Here is a 16,662-nt window from a genome sequence, read left to right on the forward strand (position 1 = left end):
ATTATCAATACCCAAATCTTGCACGGAAATCTCATCATGCAGGCCAGTGTAAACACCCAGCAGCATACAAGGTGAGTGTGTTGGCTCAGCAAACAGGCAGTGAACGTTATCGCCGAAGGCCATTTTCAGGCCAAATGCGACTCCACCAGGGCCACCGCCGACGCCGCACGGCAGGTAAACAAACAGCGGATGTTGCTCATCAACAATCCGCCCAATCTGTGCAAATTGCTCTTTCAGGCGCTGACCGGCAACCGAATAACCAAGGAACAAGGTGCGGGAGTTCTCATCGTCGATAAAGAAACAATTAGGGTCGGATTCGGCTGCTTTACGGCCTTGTTCAACGGCGACGCCATAATCTTCTTCATACTCCACAACCGTGACGCCATGGCTGCGCAGTTTGGCTTTTTTCCAGGCGCGAGCATCAGCTGACATATGCACGGTGACATTAAATCCAATGCGGGCACTCATAATCCCGATGGATAAACCCAGGTTGCCGGTTGAACCGACGGCGATGCTGTACTGGCTAAAGAAGTCTTTAAATTCAGGAGTCAGCAATTTGCGATAGTCATCTTTGGTCGTCAGTAAACCGGCTTCAATCGCCAGTTTTTCGGCATGCGTCAGCACTTCATAAATCCCGCCACGCGCTTTAATCGAACCTGAAATGGGCAGATGGCTGTCTTTTTTTAGCAGCAACTGACCCGCGATTTTTTGCTTAAACTCTGTTTCCAGGCGCTTTTGCATGGCCGGGATCGCCACCAACTCTGACTCGATAATGCCGTTGGTCGCTGCTGTTTCTGGAAACGCCTGCGCCAGATAAGGTGCGAAACGTGTCAGGCGATCATGGGCATCCTGCACATCTTCACGGGTCAAGCCCACGTAAGGTAAGCCCTCAGCGAGTGTTGTGGTTTCCGGGTTAAACCAACAGGTTTCTTGCAAATCAATCAGATCGCGAACCAGCGGAAACTCTTGAATCAATGTGTTTATTTCAGCGTTTTTCATAAGACAATCTCTTTGCGCTTAGATGATAAAGGAGAGCAGGAACGTCGCGCCCAGTGCCAGCGTAGAGGCGATAAATGTCGCCGTTGTATAGTATTTAAATGTTTCGTTGAGCGTTGCGCCGCAATACTGTTTCACCAACCAGAACAGTGAATCTGTGACGATGGTGCAACCAATCGCGCCGGAACCGATAGCAATGGTAATAATTTCCGGGCTGACATTGGGGTACAGCGGTAGCATCGGTGCCACAATTGCGGTGGCTCCCATCATCGCGACCGTAGCAGAACCCACCGCAGCATGCAGAATCAAGGCAACCAGCCATGCCAGCAGAATCGGGTGCATGTGCAGGTTGGAAAGCAACACCGCCAGCGAATCCGCCAGACCACTGGTTTTCAGGATGGCGTTAAACGCACCGCCCGCACCGATAATCAGCAAAATGTTAGCGATTGAACCAAAGCCATTTTCCGTATGGGTTAGCAACTGGCTCATACCGATATGCTGGCGTAATCCGAGAACGTAATAGGCCACAAACACCGCGATAAACATGGCTGTGATTGGGTTGCCGATAAACTCCAGCACCCTATACATCGTCCCGCCTTTCGCCATGTTCAGCTCGGCGAGCGTTTTCACCAGCATCAGGCCAATCGGCAATAAAATCGTAAACAGTGTCGCGCCTAACGAAGGTAACGTTTCTTCTTTACGGACTTTTAGGTCGGAAAATTCAGCTGGCACAGTTTTAAATGGCAGGCGATTGCCGACAATTTTCAGGAACAGCGGCCCACCGACTAACGATGCGGTTAAGCCCACCAGTAAACCATACACAATCACTGTGCCGACATCCGCGCCCAATTTGTTGGTCACAAACATGGCCGCCGGATGTGGAGGAACCACGCAATGCACCGCCATTAACGCAGTACATAATGGGATAGCCAGTTTCAGCAACGAAGTATTGGTTTTTTTGGCGATAGAAAACGCCAGTGGGATCAGCAGTACCACACCGACTTCCACGAACAGTGTAATGCCGCAAATCATCCCTACCAGAACCATGATCACATCAGCGGACAACCAGCGGCAACGCTGTAAAGCCAGGCCAATGCGTTCAGCTCCGCCGGACACTTCCATCATCTTGCCCAGAATCGTGCCCAGGCCGATGACGGCTGCAAGGAAGCCCAGAGTGCTGCCAATGCCATTTTCAATGGCATTCACCATATCCAGTGGGCTCATACTCATCATGGTGCCGACAAAAAAACTGGCCAGCAGCAAAGCGAGGAAAGGGTGAAACTTCAATTTTACGATGGTAAAGACGATTAAAATTATGCTGCTAAGCAGCGTTCCCACAACCCAAATCTGAGATTCCATACCCACCTCACTCTACGATTTATCTGCGGCTATTGGATAAAAAATGCACCTTGCTGACAAACGATATAAATGGCACTTCACATGAGCCAGATTGAGTCAAAAGAGTGATTTAGGTTGAAAGTTGGCAGGTAAGTTTGATTTTGGTTCGGTTTTTTGCATCTTAGGACGACGTTTTCGGGGGCATATTTTACAATGCCGACATGAAACTTTCTCTCTGGAGAGCACCATGGACCCGATTCGCGAAGTCAGAAATCGCTTACTTAACGGCTGGCAGTTATCAAAACTCTACACTTTTGAAGTGGCAGCACGGCACCAGTCATTCGCCTTGGCGGCAGAAGAACTTTCGTTAAGTGCGAGTGCTGTCAGCCACCGAATTAATCAGCTTGAGCAGGAGTTGGGGATTCAGCTGTTTGTGCGCTCACACCGTAAAGTTGAGTTAACACATGAAGGCAAAAGGGTTTTCTGGGCGCTGAAATCATCGCTGGATACGTTAAATCAGGAGATCCTGGATATTAAAAATCAGGAGCTGTCGGGCCTGCTGACGATTTATTCTCGTCCTTCCGTTGCTCAATGCTGGCTTGTTCCGCGGCTTGGGGATTTTACCCGTCGCTATCCGTCTATTTCCCTGACCATTCTCACCGGCAATGACAACGTGAATCTGCAACGCGCAGGCGTAGATTTGGCGCTCTATTTTGACGATACGCCTTCCTCGCAATTAACTCATCATTTTCTGATGGATGAAGCCATTGTGCCGGTGTGCAGCCCGGAATATGCCCAACGTTTTGAATTAAAAAATAAACCGGCCCATCTTCGCAACTGTACCTTGCTGCATGACCGGCAGGCATGGAGCAACGATTCGGGCACGGACGAATGGCACAGCTGGGCGCAGCATTTTTCGGTCACGTTACCTTCTTCTTCCGGCATCGGTTTTGATCGTTCAGATTTAGCGGTAATTGCCGCTGTGAACCAAGTGGGCGTGGCGATGGGGCGCAAAAGACTGGTGCAAAAACGCCTTGATCGCGGCGAACTGGTTGCTCCATTTGGCGATATGACGTTGAAGTGCCATCAGCATTACTACGCCACCACACTTCCTGGGCGACAATGGCCGAAAATTGAAGCGTTTATTCAGTGGCTTCAATCACAAGTATGATTTAGCACGATGTTTGATATTGGCCAAAGTGGCAGTATCACGAAGGTAATGCATTGCCATACATGATAATTCTGCCTGCTTCTCCTGAAAACTGGTGAGGCAGACATGCCACTGATTCTTCCCCGTGAGACCCATTTTTATCACCCGCTGGAAAAGGTGAAGTTCCATTTTTGGCAACCGGAAAGCAGTATCAGTCTTGAACATACGCACGAATATTGTGAGCTATTTTTGGTTGAAAGTGGCAGTGGTATCCATGTTTGCAATGAGAAGCCTTATTTGCTGACTTCCGGCACGCTCTGTTACCTGAATCACCAGGATTATCATCTATTTGAAGCGATGAAAGATCTTAAGCAAATTAACTTGCTATATCTTGGCCGCGACCAGTTTAACGTGCTCAAAAACATCACTCATTTGTTACCCGCCCCCGAGGAAAGCCATGTCTGGCAGATTGATAGCCGTATCATGCAACGGATTATTAAGCGCATGGCGAATTTTAACCTACGGCAGTTTGACGACAAGTTGATGGCGGAAAGCCATAAAGAAATGGTTTTTTTCGATGTGCTGCACACCCTGAGCGATTGGCGTTACAAAACGCAGGATTTCCATTCCAGCGAAGACCGACTCAGCCAGATAATTATTTATTTAAATAGCCACTATGCGCAGCCATTGGATATGGACCAATTGTGCGAGCAGTTTGGTATGGCGCGGCGTACTTTACAGCGTGCATTTTCGCAATATACCGGCGTTTCGCCGCAGCAATATCTTTCGTTATTACGTTTGTTGCAGGCGAAGTATTTCCTGCGTTTCTCAGGGCTAAGTGTCGGAGATGTGGCAGGGAAATGCGGATTTAGCGATATCAGTCACTTTTCCAGAAGCTTCCGTAAGCAGTTTGGGATATCGCCAAATCAGTGTCGCTAAAGCTCAATAACCTCTAACAATGTTGCGCCCGTCGCCACATCGTGCGGCACATCGCGGAAAATCGGCAGTGCTTCCCAGCGCAGCCAATAACGCGTCTGCGGTGAATAATCGCTGTTAAATGCCGCCACAATCTGCACTTCGGCATTTGGATGAATCTGCTGGCGGGGTTGCCAGCTTTCTTGCGCAATAAAGCTTTCGAACGGTTTGCTTGCCAGCACACATAGCTGTTGTTCGTCGATAACCCACACACCTTTTCCCGCCCACAACGATGTCCACTCGACTTCCAGCAATCCGTTACCGACGGCGCGTGGTGCTGAAAGCGTGACATCGGGTGTAATTGAGCCACCACCGCTGAAGCCCCAACGGAATGTCCATTGGCTCAGCTGAACTTTTTGCCAGTTTCCTCTGCCGTCTGGCCTGGCGAGATAGGCCTGGGAATGGCCGTGGACATCGTAGCGATGGAAAATCAGCACCGCCCGGCCCTGATTATCAAAACCGACTTCCTGAACCATGTTAATCAGGCCACCACCCACATCGGCATCGTCAACAATTTCTCCACGGCTGCGTGAAACGGGCAATGCCAGTGGTGTGCCGTCTGATTTTTCCCAATGGATCAAGTCGCGGCTACGCGCATAAGAGAGGTTGTTGTTGGTTTCACAATGTGGCGATTCGCGCCACATCCACACCATATGCCAGTAGCCGTCAGGACCTTGTATTGGCGGGCGAGCATAACCGTTGCGCTCACCTTCTCCGTTAAGCAGTGGTGTGTCTAATAAACGCGTCCACTGCTGGGTTTGTGGATGGTACAGGTTATAAATATCATCACCATTGCCACTGCAACCATCACGATAACGGAACAACAATTGCCCCTGGTTATCTTTAAAAAATACCGGATAAGTGGTTCGGTTTTCCCGTTCTCCGGTCATGTTCGGGATGCAGCATAACGACGTGATATCCAACGGTTTGTGTGAGCGGAAATAGATAATCGGGTCAACATGCATATTTCCGGCTAAATGAATAAACCCGTCGCTATCTATCGCCATCGTCAGGTAATTGTGGGAGTCATAATCGGTGATATGCGAAGGGCGATCTCGTTCCGCTATCCAGAATCCTTCAGGTTGAAAATGCGCCCATGCCCCATTGGGCAGATCCCGGCTTCCCACGGTAAGACGATGATTTTCATCATACCAGGCGGCAAACTGTTGGTTGCCATGGTTCATCAGGCAAAACAGAACGGTGAAATCGGCGCAGGCACTGCCCACAGCCACAGAAGTGAGACACGGCATCAGAGACTCTCCTGAGGGGATAAATGTTGTTTGTTACGCAGAAAATACACCGCCAGCACAATCGCGCCGATGGGGTGCAAAGTGGCCCCAATGTAAACCGGCAGTGAATAGCCGAAATGGTCGATAATTGTGCCGACAAAACCGTTGAAAATAATGGAAGAGACCCCACCCAGTGCGCTCATCACGCCGATGGCGGTGGCAATAGCGATGCGAGGTGCGAGGCCGCCCATCATAATGGTCGCCATGCTTAGCCAGGCGGTGCACATGAAGTTAATGACCGTCATGATTGCCACGGCGGCGTACGGATTAGACATTGATGGCAGCAGGAAAACCAGCGGCGACAAGCAAGTGACAGACCAGATGACGGTCAGCCTTGCACGTGTCGAACTCATTCCACGCGCAACCAGTTTGTCCGACATCCAGCAAGCAACCAGCACACCAAATACGGCAACCAGGGGGGGAAACCACATCATTTTGCCAACCTGGGCGAGCGTCAGGCCAATCTTTTCCTGCATAAAACCAACCTGCCAGTACTGATAAAAGAACCAGAATGGGTCAGTGAGCAAACGGGCTATCAACAGCGCCCAAATCGGTTTTGAAGTCAGCACCATTTTGTAACGCTGCAAAAGTGGCACGCTCGCTGCGTTTTCGCATGCGGCCTCTTCTACGGCTGGTGGGGTGCGACGGCTGGAAAAAAACCACATCAACCCAACCGCGACACCCGCTATCGCGGGAATAAAGAATGCCCAACGCCAACCAGTGGAAAGCGTCACCCAGGCGACAAACGGTGGCGCCAGGATCAAGCCAAGGGATTGGATAATATTGGTGAGCTGGAAAGCAAAGGCGCGTTTTTCGGCCTTAAACCAGGTAAAGATAGCCAGTGTTAATGCCGGAACGATGCCGGCTTCCGCAAGCCCCAGTAACACACGTCCTGCTATCAGCCCGTTCAGCGAAGTGGACATGCCAGTAATGAGAGTCGCAATCGACATCACCACCATCAGAACGCTTAGCACATAGCGGCTACCAAAACGGTCAACGATGCCGCCAACAATGAAGTACATGAATGTATAAGGGATCATAAATGCACTGATCAGTATTGAGTAATCGGTATTACTCAGGCTGAGTTCATGCATCAAAGTGGTTTTTAAAATCGAAACGATCTGCCTGTCTAACGAGAAGAAAAACAGCACACCACCCAAGATTAGAAGCAATACCCAAATCAGCATACTGCTGTTATCGCGATGGACACTACGGGTCGCCAGTTGACTCATCATATTCTCCGCTACGTCATTATTTTTTTATAAAGCTGGATAAGAGGTACGGAGGGTATATCGAGGCGCTATCCCTGGCAGGCGTGAGAGCAAGTGGCTGTGAATCACCTCACGCTGATTTGTACTGCTGTGCCATCAGATGGGTAAAAACGGCACATTTAAACAATTTATGCGACTTCAGTGCTCTTTTTCTAAATTCCTTATGTAATTTTCGGTTGATGATCTACGTTAAATTATGTATTTTTATGCAAATAAACTGCATAAAAAACTCATAGGGAGCAATACATGTTCAGGAAATTAGCAAAGTCAGTAGTTTTAGCTGGATGCCTTGTTTCAACCGTTCTCACTTCTGCGTATGCAGCACAGCAAACTTATGTTGTCGGTTCTGGTGGGACTTACCGCCCATTTGAATTTGAAAACAGCCAGAAGCAGCTTGAAGGCTTCGATATCGACATCATCAAAGCCATCGCTAAAGTTGAAGGTTTTGATATCAAACTGGTTAACACTCCGTGGGAAGGGATTTTTGCCACCCTGAATTCAGGTGATCGCGACATCATTATTTCCGGCATCACCATCACCGAAAAACGTAAAGCGATGGTCGCTTTCTCCGCCCCTTATTTCCCGGCAGAGCAATCCATCGTGGTACCTGGTGATTCCAACGTCGATTCCGTGAACGCGCTCAAAGGTAAGAAAGTCGGCGTGGTGAACTCAAGCGCAGGCGATACCGTGGTATCCGACACGCTGGGTAAAAACAGCACTGACATCAAACGTTTTGATAACACGCCGCTGATGCTTCAAGAGCTGGCGGAAAATGGTATTGATGCCGCAGTCGGTGACGTTGGTGTGGTGAAGTACTACATCAAATCTCATCCGGAAAAAGAGCTAAAAGCGGTCAAAGACAATAAATTTGAACGCCAGTATTTCGGCATTGCCGTCGCGAAAGATAATCAGGAATTGCTGGGTAAAATTAACTCAGGCCTGAAGAAAATAGTGGCCGACGGGACTTACGCAAAAATCTATTCCACCTGGTTTGATAGCAACGTTCCAACTCTCCCCGCTGAATAATTTGCTATACCCGTTAGCATTCGAGTTGCAGCCAACATCCCTGCAGCTTGAAGGATAATGGGTAGATGACTCGGGGCCGGTTCGGCCCCAACAAGGACAGGTATGACCGGATTTCGTTGGGAGATAATCTCAGAATACGCGCCGCTATTCATGCAAGGCGCGATCATGACCATCAAGTGCACCATCATCTGCGTTATTTTGGGTACCACCTGGGGTTTATTACTTGGCCTGGGGCGAATGGCGCATGCTGAAGATGGCCCATGGAAACATGTGTTGCGTTACGCAGTACAGTGGCCGGTGCGCATTTACGTGAGCGCGTTCCGTGGGACGCCGCTGTTTGTGCAAATCATGGTGGTTCACTTCGCACTGATACCGCTGTTTATCAACCCGCGTGATGGGATGCTGGTCACCAGTGGGCTGATGTCGACGGATTTTGCCCGCGAGCTGCGCTCTGAATATGGCGCATTCCTTTCGTGTGTGGTCGCGATTACGCTTAACGCTGGAGCGTATGTTTCTGAGATTTTCCGTGCGGGCATTCAGTCAATCGACAAAGGTCAGATGGAAGCGTCGCGTGCGCTGGGTATGGGATGGGGTAAAACGATGCGCAAAGTCATTTTGCCGCAGGCGTTCCGCTGCATTCTTCCTCCGCTGGGCAATAATGCTATCGCGATTGTGAAAGATTCTTCACTGGCTTCAGCGATTGGCCTGGCCGATTTGGCTTATGCCGCGCGTACTGTTTCTGGCGCTTATGCGACTTATTGGGAACCCTACCTGACGATCTCATTGGTTTATTGGGTATTAACATTCCTGCTCTCGCTGATGGTGCAACACATGGAAAAGAGGCTTGGCAAAAGTGATTCACGTTAATGATTTACAGAAACAATTTGGCAAAACTCATGTGCTGCGTGGCATTTCATGCGATATCGCACCACAGGAAGTGGTATGCGTGATTGGCCCGTCCGGTTCCGGTAAAAGTACTTTCTTGCGTTGCCTGAACGCGCTGGAAAAACCGGATGGCGGTGAAGTGGTGGTGAACGGTTTTGCCGTGCACGATCCGAAAACGAATCTCAACACCTTGCGTTCCAGTGTGGGGATGGTGTTTCAGCGCTTTAATTTGTTCCCGCATATGACGGTGCTTGAGAACCTGACGATGGCGCCGATGTCGCTCAAAGGTTTGTCGAAAGCCGAAGCCGTCTCACGTGCGGAAAAATTACTGCAAAAGGTTGGCTTGATAGACAAAATCGACGCCTGGCCGTCGAGCCTTTCCGGCGGGCAACAGCAGCGTGTGGCAATTGCCCGTGCGCTGGCAATGGAGCCGTCGATCATTCTGTTTGATGAACCGACATCAGCACTCGACCCGGAGTTAGTCGGCGAAGTGCTGGCGGTGATGAAACAGTTGGCGCTGGAGGGTATGACGATGGTTATTGTCACCCACGAAATGGGCTTTGCCCGTGAAGTCGCCGACAGGGTGGTGTTTATCGACCAGGGTGTGATTCAGGAACAGGGGCCGCCGTCGCAACTGTTTAGCAATCCGACCAACCCACGTACCAAAGAATTTTTGAGTAAAGTGCTTTAATTCTCAGCCCTCTTTTTGGAGAGGGCAATTAAGCTGATTCTCGTTCAATCAGAGAAAAACCAATATCCGCCACCGCTTCATCTACCGGTTTGCCTTCAATTTTATCTGCAAGCATATTGGCTGCGTCTTTGCCGATTTTCCAACGGTCTATTTTCACGGTCGTTATGGACGGAATATTGCAGTCGGCGAAATCCAGATCGCCAAAACCCATTACCGCTAGATTACCGGGAACGCTCAAACCACGTTTTTGTGCCTCGAAAATAGCACCCTGCGCCAGGGTATCAGAACTGCACACGATAGCATCGAGGGTTTTCCCATCATCCAGAAGGGCTGCCAGCCCTTCACGCCCGCGTGCCATTGTGGCTGGTAAGGGCACCGAAACGGCATGAACAATGGTTTTCTTGTGCCGTCGCAATTCGTCCTGAAGCCCTTTTTGTCGCAGCATTGCCCTTTTATCATCGGTCCAGATTAGCCCAAAGCGGGTATGCCCTTTATTGAACAGATATTCGCCAATGGCATGGCCGATTTTTTCATGAGAAAAACCGACCAGCATATCAATAGGTGTTGGTGTTAAATCCCAGATTTCCACGACCGGAATCTCTGAGTTCAGAATGGATTTTTTCAGTTCAGTACTATGATGAATGCCAGTCAGTACAATACCGTCCGGACGTCGGGAAAGAATAGTCGAAACAATGTCGTTTTCTGTTTCGTGGTTGTATCCAGCAACGCAAAGTAGCATGTGGTAACCGCGAATGGCGAGTTCGTCACTGATAGCCTGAACGGTGTCGACGAACATATTGTTATTAATTTGCGGAACCACAACGGCAATAAGTTTGCTACGTCGCGATGCCAGGCTCCCAGCCAGCATGTTGGGGATATACCCCGTAGCCCGTACGGCCTCCATCACTTTAGCAACAGTTTTTGGGCGTACAATATCGGGTGTATTAATGGCCCGACTCACGGTCATGGGTGACAGGCCTACCGCACGAGCGACATCTTCAAGAGTCGGCGAACGTGAGGGCTGCTTCTTAATATTGCTTTTACTGTTCAATTAAAACGCCATCCTGTCATCGCCCTTAATACTATTTTCTCATTATCATTTAAAAGGTTAGCCATTGCCAGTTGCTCACCTTTGTCTGTTTTTTATGTGTTATTTTTGTGAAAAATGATTGCGCAATCATTTTGAGTTATGGCATTACCTGTCATTGTCTTATTGATGTGATTTTAATCACACAATGGCGTACTTCATCGTTTAAATTGTGATCTAATGTCCACTTCTAATGCCTTTCTCTGGCGGTCTTTGGGCAATAATTATAAAAATGTTAGCGCAAACATTTTATGGATTGATGGAGGGTGATAATGACCAGCAGCGCAAATTCACAGGCAGTTTCCTATGCAAAAGTAACCAATTCGAAAACCGCAACTGATACAGGAGACCGAATCGAGTGGGTAAAAATATCCCTTTCGTTCCTGCCTTTGGCAACACCAGTAAGTGATGCCAAAGTTTTAACCGGTCGCCAAAAACCGTTGACCGAAGTAGCAATTATCTTTGCTGAAATTCGCACTCGTGATGGGTTTGAGGGCGTGGGGTTTAGCTATTCTAAACGAGCGGGCGGACAGGGAATTTATGCCCATGCGAAAGAAATTGCCGATGTATTGCTGGGCGAAGACCCAAACGATATCGACAAAATTTATACTAAATTGTTGTGGGCAGGCGCTTCTGTTGGCCGTAGCGGCATGGCAGTACAGGCTATTTCACCTATCGATATTGCGCTATGGGATATGAAAGCGAAACGCGCAGGTTTGCCGCTTTCTAAGTTGTTTGGTGCTCATCGCGACTCTGTGCAGTGCTACAACACTTCTGGCGGATTCCTGCATACACCGCTTGATCAAGTATTAAAAAACGTAACGATATCTCGTGAGAGTGGCATTGGTGGCATCAAGCTCAAAGTGGGTCAACCCAACACCCATGAAGACATCCGCCGTTTGACAGCTGTGCGCAAAGAACTTGGCGATGATTTCCCGCTAATGGTCGATGCGAACCAGCAATGGGACAGGGAAACCGCTATCCGCATGGGGCGTAAAATGGAGGACTTCAATCTCATCTGGATTGAAGAGCCGCTGGATGCTTACGATGTTGAAGGGCACGCCGCACTAGCCGCAGCGCTGGATACACCGATTGCTACAGGGGAAATGCTCACCAGTTTCCGTGAGCACGAACAGCTGATTCTGGGGAACGCCAGCGACTTTGTTCAGCCGGATGCACCACGTGTCGGAGGGATTTCTCCTTTCCTGAAAATTATGGATCTTGCTGCGAAGCATGGCCGCAAATTAGCACCGCACTTTGCGATGGAAATACATATCCACCTCTCAGCCGCCTACCCAATCGAGCCGTGGCTGGAACATTTTGAATGGTTGAACCCGCTTTTCAACGAACAGCTTGAACTGCGCGATGGACGGATGTGGATATCTGACCGTCATGGGCTTGGTTTTACCATTAGCGAGCAGGCTCGTAGATGGACAGTGCTCGAGTGCGAGTTTGGTAAACGTCCTTGAGTTTATTACTGGGGCTGATAACGCATTATTGGCCCAAAACTACTCGGCTGTAATCCCTACAAATTAAGAGATGCAACCCTACTTCCTCAGGAGTTGTCAGTAATGGATAAATTTATAAATAAGACGAAAGTTCGTTATACAATTCTATTGTTTCTATTTTTAGCTACGGTATTTAATTATGCTGATCGTGCAACACTTTCCGTTGTTGCTCCGTTCATGAGTAAAGAGTTAGGTTTTGACCCAGAGATGATGGGGCTGGCATTTTCATCCTTTGGTATTTCCTACGTAATTATGCAAATCCCTGGCGGGTGGCTGCTGGATAAATATGGATCGCGTCTTGTTTATGGCGTCGCGCTTATTGGTTGGTCAGTAGTAACCATGTTTCAGGGAACAATTTATCTATTTGCTGCACCGTTAATGGCTCTCATCGTGTTACGTTTACTGATGGGTGCCATTGAAGCCCCGGCTTTTCCAGCTAACAGTCGTCTTAGCGTACAGTGGTTTCCTAATAAAGAACGTGGTTTTGTTACGTCGGTTTATCAGGCTGCCCAGTATATTTCACTGGGGATTATCACCCCGCTGATGACCATTATTTTGTATACATGGAGTTGGCACTATGTCTTTTATTATATTGGTGCCATCGGTATTGTATTAGGTGTTTTCTGGTTGATGTATGTTCAGGACCCATTTCGCCATAAACGCATTAACCAGCAGGAAATTGATTATATAAAAGAGGGTGGTGGCGAACCTTTATTAGGTATTAAAGAGGAAAAACAGAAATACACTTTCTCACAAATTAAACAAGTCTGTGTAAATCGCATGATGATTGGCGTGTATATCGGTCAATTTTGTGTGACATCAATTACTTGGTTCTTTTTAACCTGGTTCCCGACTTATCTTTATCAGGCGAAAGGTATGTCAATTTTGAAAGTAGGTTTAGTGGCTTCGATTCCTGCGATAGCAGGTTTTGCCGGCGGGCTAATTGGTGGGATGTTCTCTGACTACCTGCTGCGTAAAGGTTACAGCCTGACTTACGCCAGAAAATTGCCAATTATCTGCGGCATGTTGCTCTCTTGTGTGATTGTCACGGCGAACTATAGCGGTTCAGAAGTTGTAGTGGTTGCGGCAATGAGTATCGCTTTCTTTGCTAAGGGATTTGGCAATCTCGGTTGGTGTGTTCTGAGTGATACTTCTCCAAAAGAAGTGCTCGGTGTTGCCGGTGGAGTATTTAACATGTGCGGCAACCTGGCGAGTATTGTCACCCCATTGGTTATCGGCTATATCTTGTCGACCACACAATCCTTTGATTACGCGATTTTATATGTGGGATCGATGGGGTTGATTGGGTTGGTTTCGTATGTGTTTATTGTCGGTCCACTTGACCGCATTAAAATTCGGCCTGTTGCTATCGCTTAAACCTGGTGCTGTATCTACAAGCACTCTTGCTGCCCATTTTCGCACTCCTTTGTGGGCAGCAAGTTTTTTCTTTTAGATAGTCTGTTCACTTTGCTGGAATTTATGCGCCAGTGGCAGCCAGCAGAACAAAATCATCACACCCATGGCTGTCATTAACATACCGAGGCTAAATTGCCCGGTTTGTGGCAATAATGCGGAAAACCACGCCATCACGCCTGAACCCATATTTTGCAACCCACCAACTAACGCGCCTGCGGTCCCAGCGAGGAACGGGAATGGCTCCATCGCACCGCTGGTTGCCAGCGGGAATAGCATTCCGGCACCAAAGAAGAACAGCGCCGCAGGCACCAACAGAGTCCAGATATTCATGAAACCGATCAAGCCTGGGATCCACATCAAGATGCCTGCAACCAGGCAGCTCAAAACCGCCTGCCACATCAGCGATGAAAAACGGGCATTTTGCCGGCCTGCGTACCATGCCCCAAAAAATGCTGCCGGAATCGGCAGGATAAACAGAATGCTGACTACAACGCCGTTTAACCCCAGAACACCACCCATCAATACGCCAGAACAGGCTTCAAAGACCGCCACGCCTGCAAGGCCACCCACCAGCATCAGCAAGTAGCAATTGAACGATCCGCTGCCCAGCAGCGTTTTGTAGCTCGTCATAAGGCGCTGAGGTGTGGCCTGAACGGGGCGCGTTTCCGGTAGCCAGCGCAGCATGCAGAACGCGACAATGATACACAGCACCAGCAGGAAGCCGTAACAGGCACGCCAACCCCAAGCGGAATCAAGCATGCCGCCAATCACCGGGGCAATCAGTGGGCTGACAAGTATCCCCATGTTCAGCAAACTATTGGCCGAACGAAGCGATGAACCTTCGTAGAGATCGCGTGGCATGGTGCGCGCCATCACGCCTGCCACACCGGTTCCCATCCCTTGCAATGCGCTGGCAATCACCAGTGCGGTTAAATTGGTGGTAAACAATGCCCACACTGTTGCGAGGATAAAAATGCTCATGCCTGCAAGAATCACCGGGCGGCGACCAATGCGGTCTGAAATCGGCCCGTAGACAAGTTGTGAGATGCCATAAGTCAGCAAATACGCCGCCATCACCTGCTGGATTGCGCCGTTGCGTACCCCGAAGTCGTGAGCCATATCGGGAATCGACGGAATATAAATGGTCTGCGTCATCTGCCCGACGGCAACCAAAAGAATTAACATCATCAGTAGGTGAATGTGGGCTAGCTTTTTCATATTCTCAAGTGTGTTGTAGGGATTTAGATGCCAAATGCCAGTTTATAAAACTGACTGTGTCAAAAAATCGAGAGGAATCTACCACACAAAGATAATAAAGCCCTATGGTGTCATGCTTTTCGTAAGGGGATTTAATGGCAGCTTTTAAAGCCTGAACGGCAATTTTTGTTGCCAGCCAAACGGCCGCCGGAGTTTATAAAAAGGAGGCGGTTTCCCGCCTCCTTTTGGTGCGACTTGAAGCCAATGAATTACTTGAAGTTTTTCATGGCAGCTTCAAGCAGTTGCAGCAACGCAACCATGAGTTTCAGAAACAAAATAGCCAGTTCCATCAAGCCCATACGCTTTCTCCTGTGGTCAGGAGCACGGTCAGCCGACAAGCCTTTCCGCTGCCTGTAGTCAGCTGAATTTGTTGAGTTTGTGTGGTGTGCTCCTCTGAGGTTAAGGCACTGACGGCACCACCCGTTTCAGCCAGGACTTGAATTGCGCGGCGGTTTGCGGCCTCAGGGCACATCACTTTCAACACACTCAGTATATCCACAGAGCTGTATAAATAAACAGTATTTTGATAAAAATGCGAACAGCTTCGCAGGCGACCTTTTATGCGTCGCTCACAATAGCAGCAAGTATTTGCTCCACAGCGGCTTTCGTCGTATATTTTGGGGGTTGATGTTGTGTGGTGTGCAAAGCAGTAAAAGCACTGTGCAGTAAAAACAAAAGACCTCGCCTCACCAGCGGGGTTTTTTGTTTTTAGCGATGGGGTTTTTAGATACGGAAAAAGATGCGCGGCCTGCTGTTCAATTAGTTATAGAAGCCTTTCGGAACGGTTTGCCCTAAACCATCGCCGCTGTCGGTGCTGTTATCCATTCTGCCGCGGGCTTCAAGCCTTTCTGCCCTCATCTGTTCGCTAATTTCCCTACGTTGTTCCTCGGTTAGATTTTCCCGGCTGTTGTAGGGATTGGCCTGTTGCGAGCGGATAAACTCGTCGGTTTCGGTTGGGCCATATGTACGATGCCCGTCATAGCCTGAGGTATCCGTTGATGAGCAACCAATAATGGCGAGCGGGACAAGCAATAACAAAGCATATTTGAAAGCCATATTTCTTCCTGAACCAGCACAGTGAATATCGAATTCACGCAGCGTATCACGATAGTTTAGCCACAACTGCCAGCAACAACACGATTCGACGAAATCTTTAAACACACTCTTTCACACCACTTTCCTCCCCGGTTTTCATTTGCGAATTACCCTTAATAAGGTTGCTAACTATTCATACTGTGAATTCTGGAGAGAATCATGATAACGCGTTGTTTTCCCGCATTGTTGCTCAGTGCTCTGCTGCTGAGTACGGGGGCTTTGGCGGCTCAGGCTGATAATGTTATTAGGCCCATTCGTGGAACAATCGAGTCAGTAAATGACAAAACAGTCACAATCACTACCCGCCAGGGGGAGAAGCTCGACGTGGCTTTGACAGACAAAACCAAAGTGAACAGCGTCAGCAAGGCAAAAATCAGCGACATAAAGCCTGATAGTTTTATTGGTACGGCGGCGGTGCAGCAGGCCGATGGCACGCTGAAAGCGCTGGAAGTGCACGTATTTTCCCCAAGCTTGCGTGGGACAGGTGAAGGGTTTAACCCCTTTGAGTCTGCGGACGGTAACGTGAACACCATGACAAATGGTACGGTTGGCAAACTGGTGAATAGCAATGGCCACACCATGACCGTGAAGGTTAAAGACCAGGAGAAAATGGTGATTGTTCCGGACGATGTCCCCGTTGTATTGATTACCCCAGGCTCGAGAGATCTGCTGAAACCC

Annotated in this window: 16 protein-coding genes; 8 read left to right on the forward strand and 8 right to left on the reverse strand. The window is 48.9% G+C overall.

Annotated features, from left to right (window positions below):
* The coding region (gene dsdA / locus VJY99_RS13365; RefSeq protein ID WP_324119195.1) for a D-serine ammonia-lyase at positions 1-999 on the reverse strand (999 nt) is incomplete at its 3' end.
* An 18-nt stretch (positions 1,000-1,017) separates the two neighbouring features.
* Positions 1,018-2,355, reverse strand: coding sequence for a D-serine transporter DsdX (gene dsdX, locus VJY99_RS13370; protein WP_324119197.1), 1,338 nt, complete (start codon positions 2,353-2,355; stop codon positions 1,018-1,020).
* A 226-nt stretch (positions 2,356-2,581) separates the two neighbouring features.
* Here dsdX and dsdC point away from each other — a divergent pair, with 226 nt between their 5' ends.
* Complete coding sequence (dsdC, locus tag VJY99_RS13375; protein ID WP_324119199.1) at positions 2,582-3,505, forward strand: DNA-binding transcriptional regulator DsdC; 924 nt, start codon at positions 2,582-2,584, stop codon at positions 3,503-3,505.
* A 105-nt stretch (positions 3,506-3,610) separates the two neighbouring features.
* Positions 3,611-4,423 (forward strand): helix-turn-helix domain-containing protein, encoded by an 813-nt coding sequence (locus tag VJY99_RS13380; RefSeq protein ID WP_324119201.1) that lies wholly within the window; start codon positions 3,611-3,613, stop codon positions 4,421-4,423.
* Here the strand turns inward: VJY99_RS13380 and VJY99_RS13385 are convergent.
* Together VJY99_RS13385 and VJY99_RS13390 are read right to left on the reverse strand one after the other, a co-directional pair.
* Complete coding sequence (locus tag VJY99_RS13385; RefSeq protein WP_324119203.1) at positions 4,420-5,709, reverse strand: BNR repeat-containing protein; 1,290 nt, start codon at positions 5,707-5,709, stop codon at positions 4,420-4,422. The two genes, VJY99_RS13380 and VJY99_RS13385, sit on opposite strands and share 4 nt — an antisense overlap.
* Positions 5,709-6,980 carry an MFS transporter gene (locus VJY99_RS13390; RefSeq protein WP_324119205.1) on the reverse strand — a complete coding sequence of 424 codons (1,272 nt, stop codon included), beginning with the start codon at positions 6,978-6,980 and terminating at the stop codon, positions 5,709-5,711. Before VJY99_RS13390 ends, VJY99_RS13385 begins: the two co-directional genes overlap by 1 nt.
* A gap of 285 nt (positions 6,981-7,265) precedes the next feature.
* On the opposite strand from VJY99_RS13390, the gene VJY99_RS13395 reads away from it, so the two are divergent.
* From VJY99_RS13395 to VJY99_RS13405, 3 genes are all read left to right on the forward strand, one after another.
* Positions 7,266-8,045 (forward strand): basic amino acid ABC transporter substrate-binding protein, encoded by a 780-nt coding sequence (locus VJY99_RS13395; RefSeq protein ID WP_324119207.1) that lies wholly within the window; start codon positions 7,266-7,268, stop codon positions 8,043-8,045.
* Positions 8,046-8,147: 102 nt separating this feature from the next.
* Entirely contained in the window at positions 8,148-8,912 is a 765-nt protein-coding gene (locus tag VJY99_RS13400) for an amino acid ABC transporter permease (RefSeq protein WP_324119209.1), read from the forward strand.
* Positions 8,899-9,621: an amino acid ABC transporter ATP-binding protein gene (locus tag VJY99_RS13405; RefSeq protein ID WP_324119222.1), complete on the forward strand. Its 723-nt coding sequence runs from the start codon at positions 8,899-8,901 to the stop codon at positions 9,619-9,621. The genes VJY99_RS13400 and VJY99_RS13405 overlap by 14 nt, the downstream gene beginning before the upstream one ends.
* A gap of 28 nt (positions 9,622-9,649) precedes the next feature.
* Here the strand turns inward: VJY99_RS13405 and VJY99_RS13410 are convergent, their stop codons facing one another.
* Positions 9,650-10,672: a LacI family DNA-binding transcriptional regulator gene (locus tag VJY99_RS13410; RefSeq protein ID WP_324119211.1), complete on the reverse strand. Its 1,023-nt coding sequence runs from the start codon at positions 10,670-10,672 to the stop codon at positions 9,650-9,652.
* 308 nt (positions 10,673-10,980) lie between these two features.
* Here VJY99_RS13410 and VJY99_RS13415 point away from each other — a divergent pair, with 308 nt between their 5' ends.
* A complete protein-coding gene (locus tag VJY99_RS13415) occupies positions 10,981-12,177 on the forward strand; it encodes an L-talarate/galactarate dehydratase (RefSeq protein ID WP_324119213.1) in 1,197 nt (398 codons plus the stop codon).
* 102 nt (positions 12,178-12,279) lie between these two features.
* Positions 12,280-13,593 (forward strand): MFS transporter, encoded by a 1,314-nt coding sequence (locus tag VJY99_RS13420; RefSeq protein ID WP_324119224.1) that lies wholly within the window; start codon positions 12,280-12,282, stop codon positions 13,591-13,593.
* Between the two features lie 72 nt (positions 13,594-13,665).
* Here the strand turns inward: VJY99_RS13420 and emrD are convergent, their stop codons facing one another.
* The 3 genes from emrD to VJY99_RS13435 form a co-directional block, all read right to left on the reverse strand.
* Positions 13,666-14,850, reverse strand: a complete 1,185-nt coding sequence (gene emrD / locus VJY99_RS13425) for a multidrug efflux MFS transporter EmrD (protein ID WP_324119214.1) — start codon at positions 14,848-14,850, stop codon at positions 13,666-13,668.
* 248 nt (positions 14,851-15,098) lie between these two features.
* Positions 15,099-15,188, reverse strand: a complete 90-nt coding sequence (gene tisB, locus VJY99_RS13430; RefSeq protein WP_324119216.1) for a type I toxin-antitoxin system toxin TisB — start codon at positions 15,186-15,188, stop codon at positions 15,099-15,101.
* Positions 15,189-15,648: 460 nt separating this feature from the next.
* Positions 15,649-15,945, reverse strand: a complete 297-nt coding sequence (locus tag VJY99_RS13435; protein WP_324119218.1) for a hypothetical protein — start codon at positions 15,943-15,945, stop codon at positions 15,649-15,651.
* Between the two features lie 198 nt (positions 15,946-16,143).
* On the opposite strand from VJY99_RS13435, the gene VJY99_RS13440 reads away from it, so the two are divergent.
* On the forward strand, positions 16,144-16,662 hold a 519-nt coding region (locus tag VJY99_RS13440; RefSeq protein WP_324119220.1), incomplete at its 3' end, for a hypothetical protein.

The sequence above is a fragment of the Buttiauxella sp. genome, from assembly GCF_035271705.1.
In the GTDB taxonomy this organism is placed as follows: Bacteria; Pseudomonadota; Gammaproteobacteria; order Enterobacterales; family Enterobacteriaceae; genus Buttiauxella.

What these genes read in the sequence shown, in the direction of transcription:
- dsdX (WP_324119197.1), bottom strand. Translation starts at nt 2,355, where the DNA reads ATGGAATCTCAGATTTGGGTTGTGGGAACGCTGCTTAGCAGCATAATT.
- dsdC (WP_324119199.1), top strand. Translation starts at nt 2,582, where the DNA reads ATGGACCCGATTCGCGAAGTCAGAAATCGCTTACTTAACGGCTGGCAG.
- VJY99_RS13380 (WP_324119201.1), top strand. Translation starts at nt 3,611, where the DNA reads ATGCCACTGATTCTTCCCCGTGAGACCCATTTTTATCACCCGCTGGAA.
- VJY99_RS13385 (WP_324119203.1), bottom strand. Translation starts at nt 5,709, where the DNA reads ATGCCGTGTCTCACTTCTGTGGCTGTGGGCAGTGCCTGCGCCGATTTC.
- VJY99_RS13390 (WP_324119205.1), bottom strand. Translation starts at nt 6,980, where the DNA reads ATGAGTCAACTGGCGACCCGTAGTGTCCATCGCGATAACAGCAGTATG.
- VJY99_RS13395 (WP_324119207.1), top strand. Translation starts at nt 7,266, where the DNA reads ATGTTCAGGAAATTAGCAAAGTCAGTAGTTTTAGCTGGATGCCTTGTT.
- VJY99_RS13400 (WP_324119209.1), top strand. Translation starts at nt 8,148, where the DNA reads ATGACCGGATTTCGTTGGGAGATAATCTCAGAATACGCGCCGCTATTC.
- VJY99_RS13415 (WP_324119213.1), top strand. Translation starts at nt 10,981, where the DNA reads ATGACCAGCAGCGCAAATTCACAGGCAGTTTCCTATGCAAAAGTAACC.
- VJY99_RS13420 (WP_324119224.1), top strand. Translation starts at nt 12,280, where the DNA reads ATGGATAAATTTATAAATAAGACGAAAGTTCGTTATACAATTCTATTG.
- emrD (WP_324119214.1), bottom strand. Translation starts at nt 14,850, where the DNA reads ATGAAAAAGCTAGCCCACATTCACCTACTGATGATGTTAATTCTTTTG.
- tisB (WP_324119216.1), bottom strand. Translation starts at nt 15,188, where the DNA reads ATGGGCTTGATGGAACTGGCTATTTTGTTTCTGAAACTCATGGTTGCG.
- VJY99_RS13435 (WP_324119218.1), bottom strand. Translation starts at nt 15,945, where the DNA reads ATGGCTTTCAAATATGCTTTGTTATTGCTTGTCCCGCTCGCCATTATT.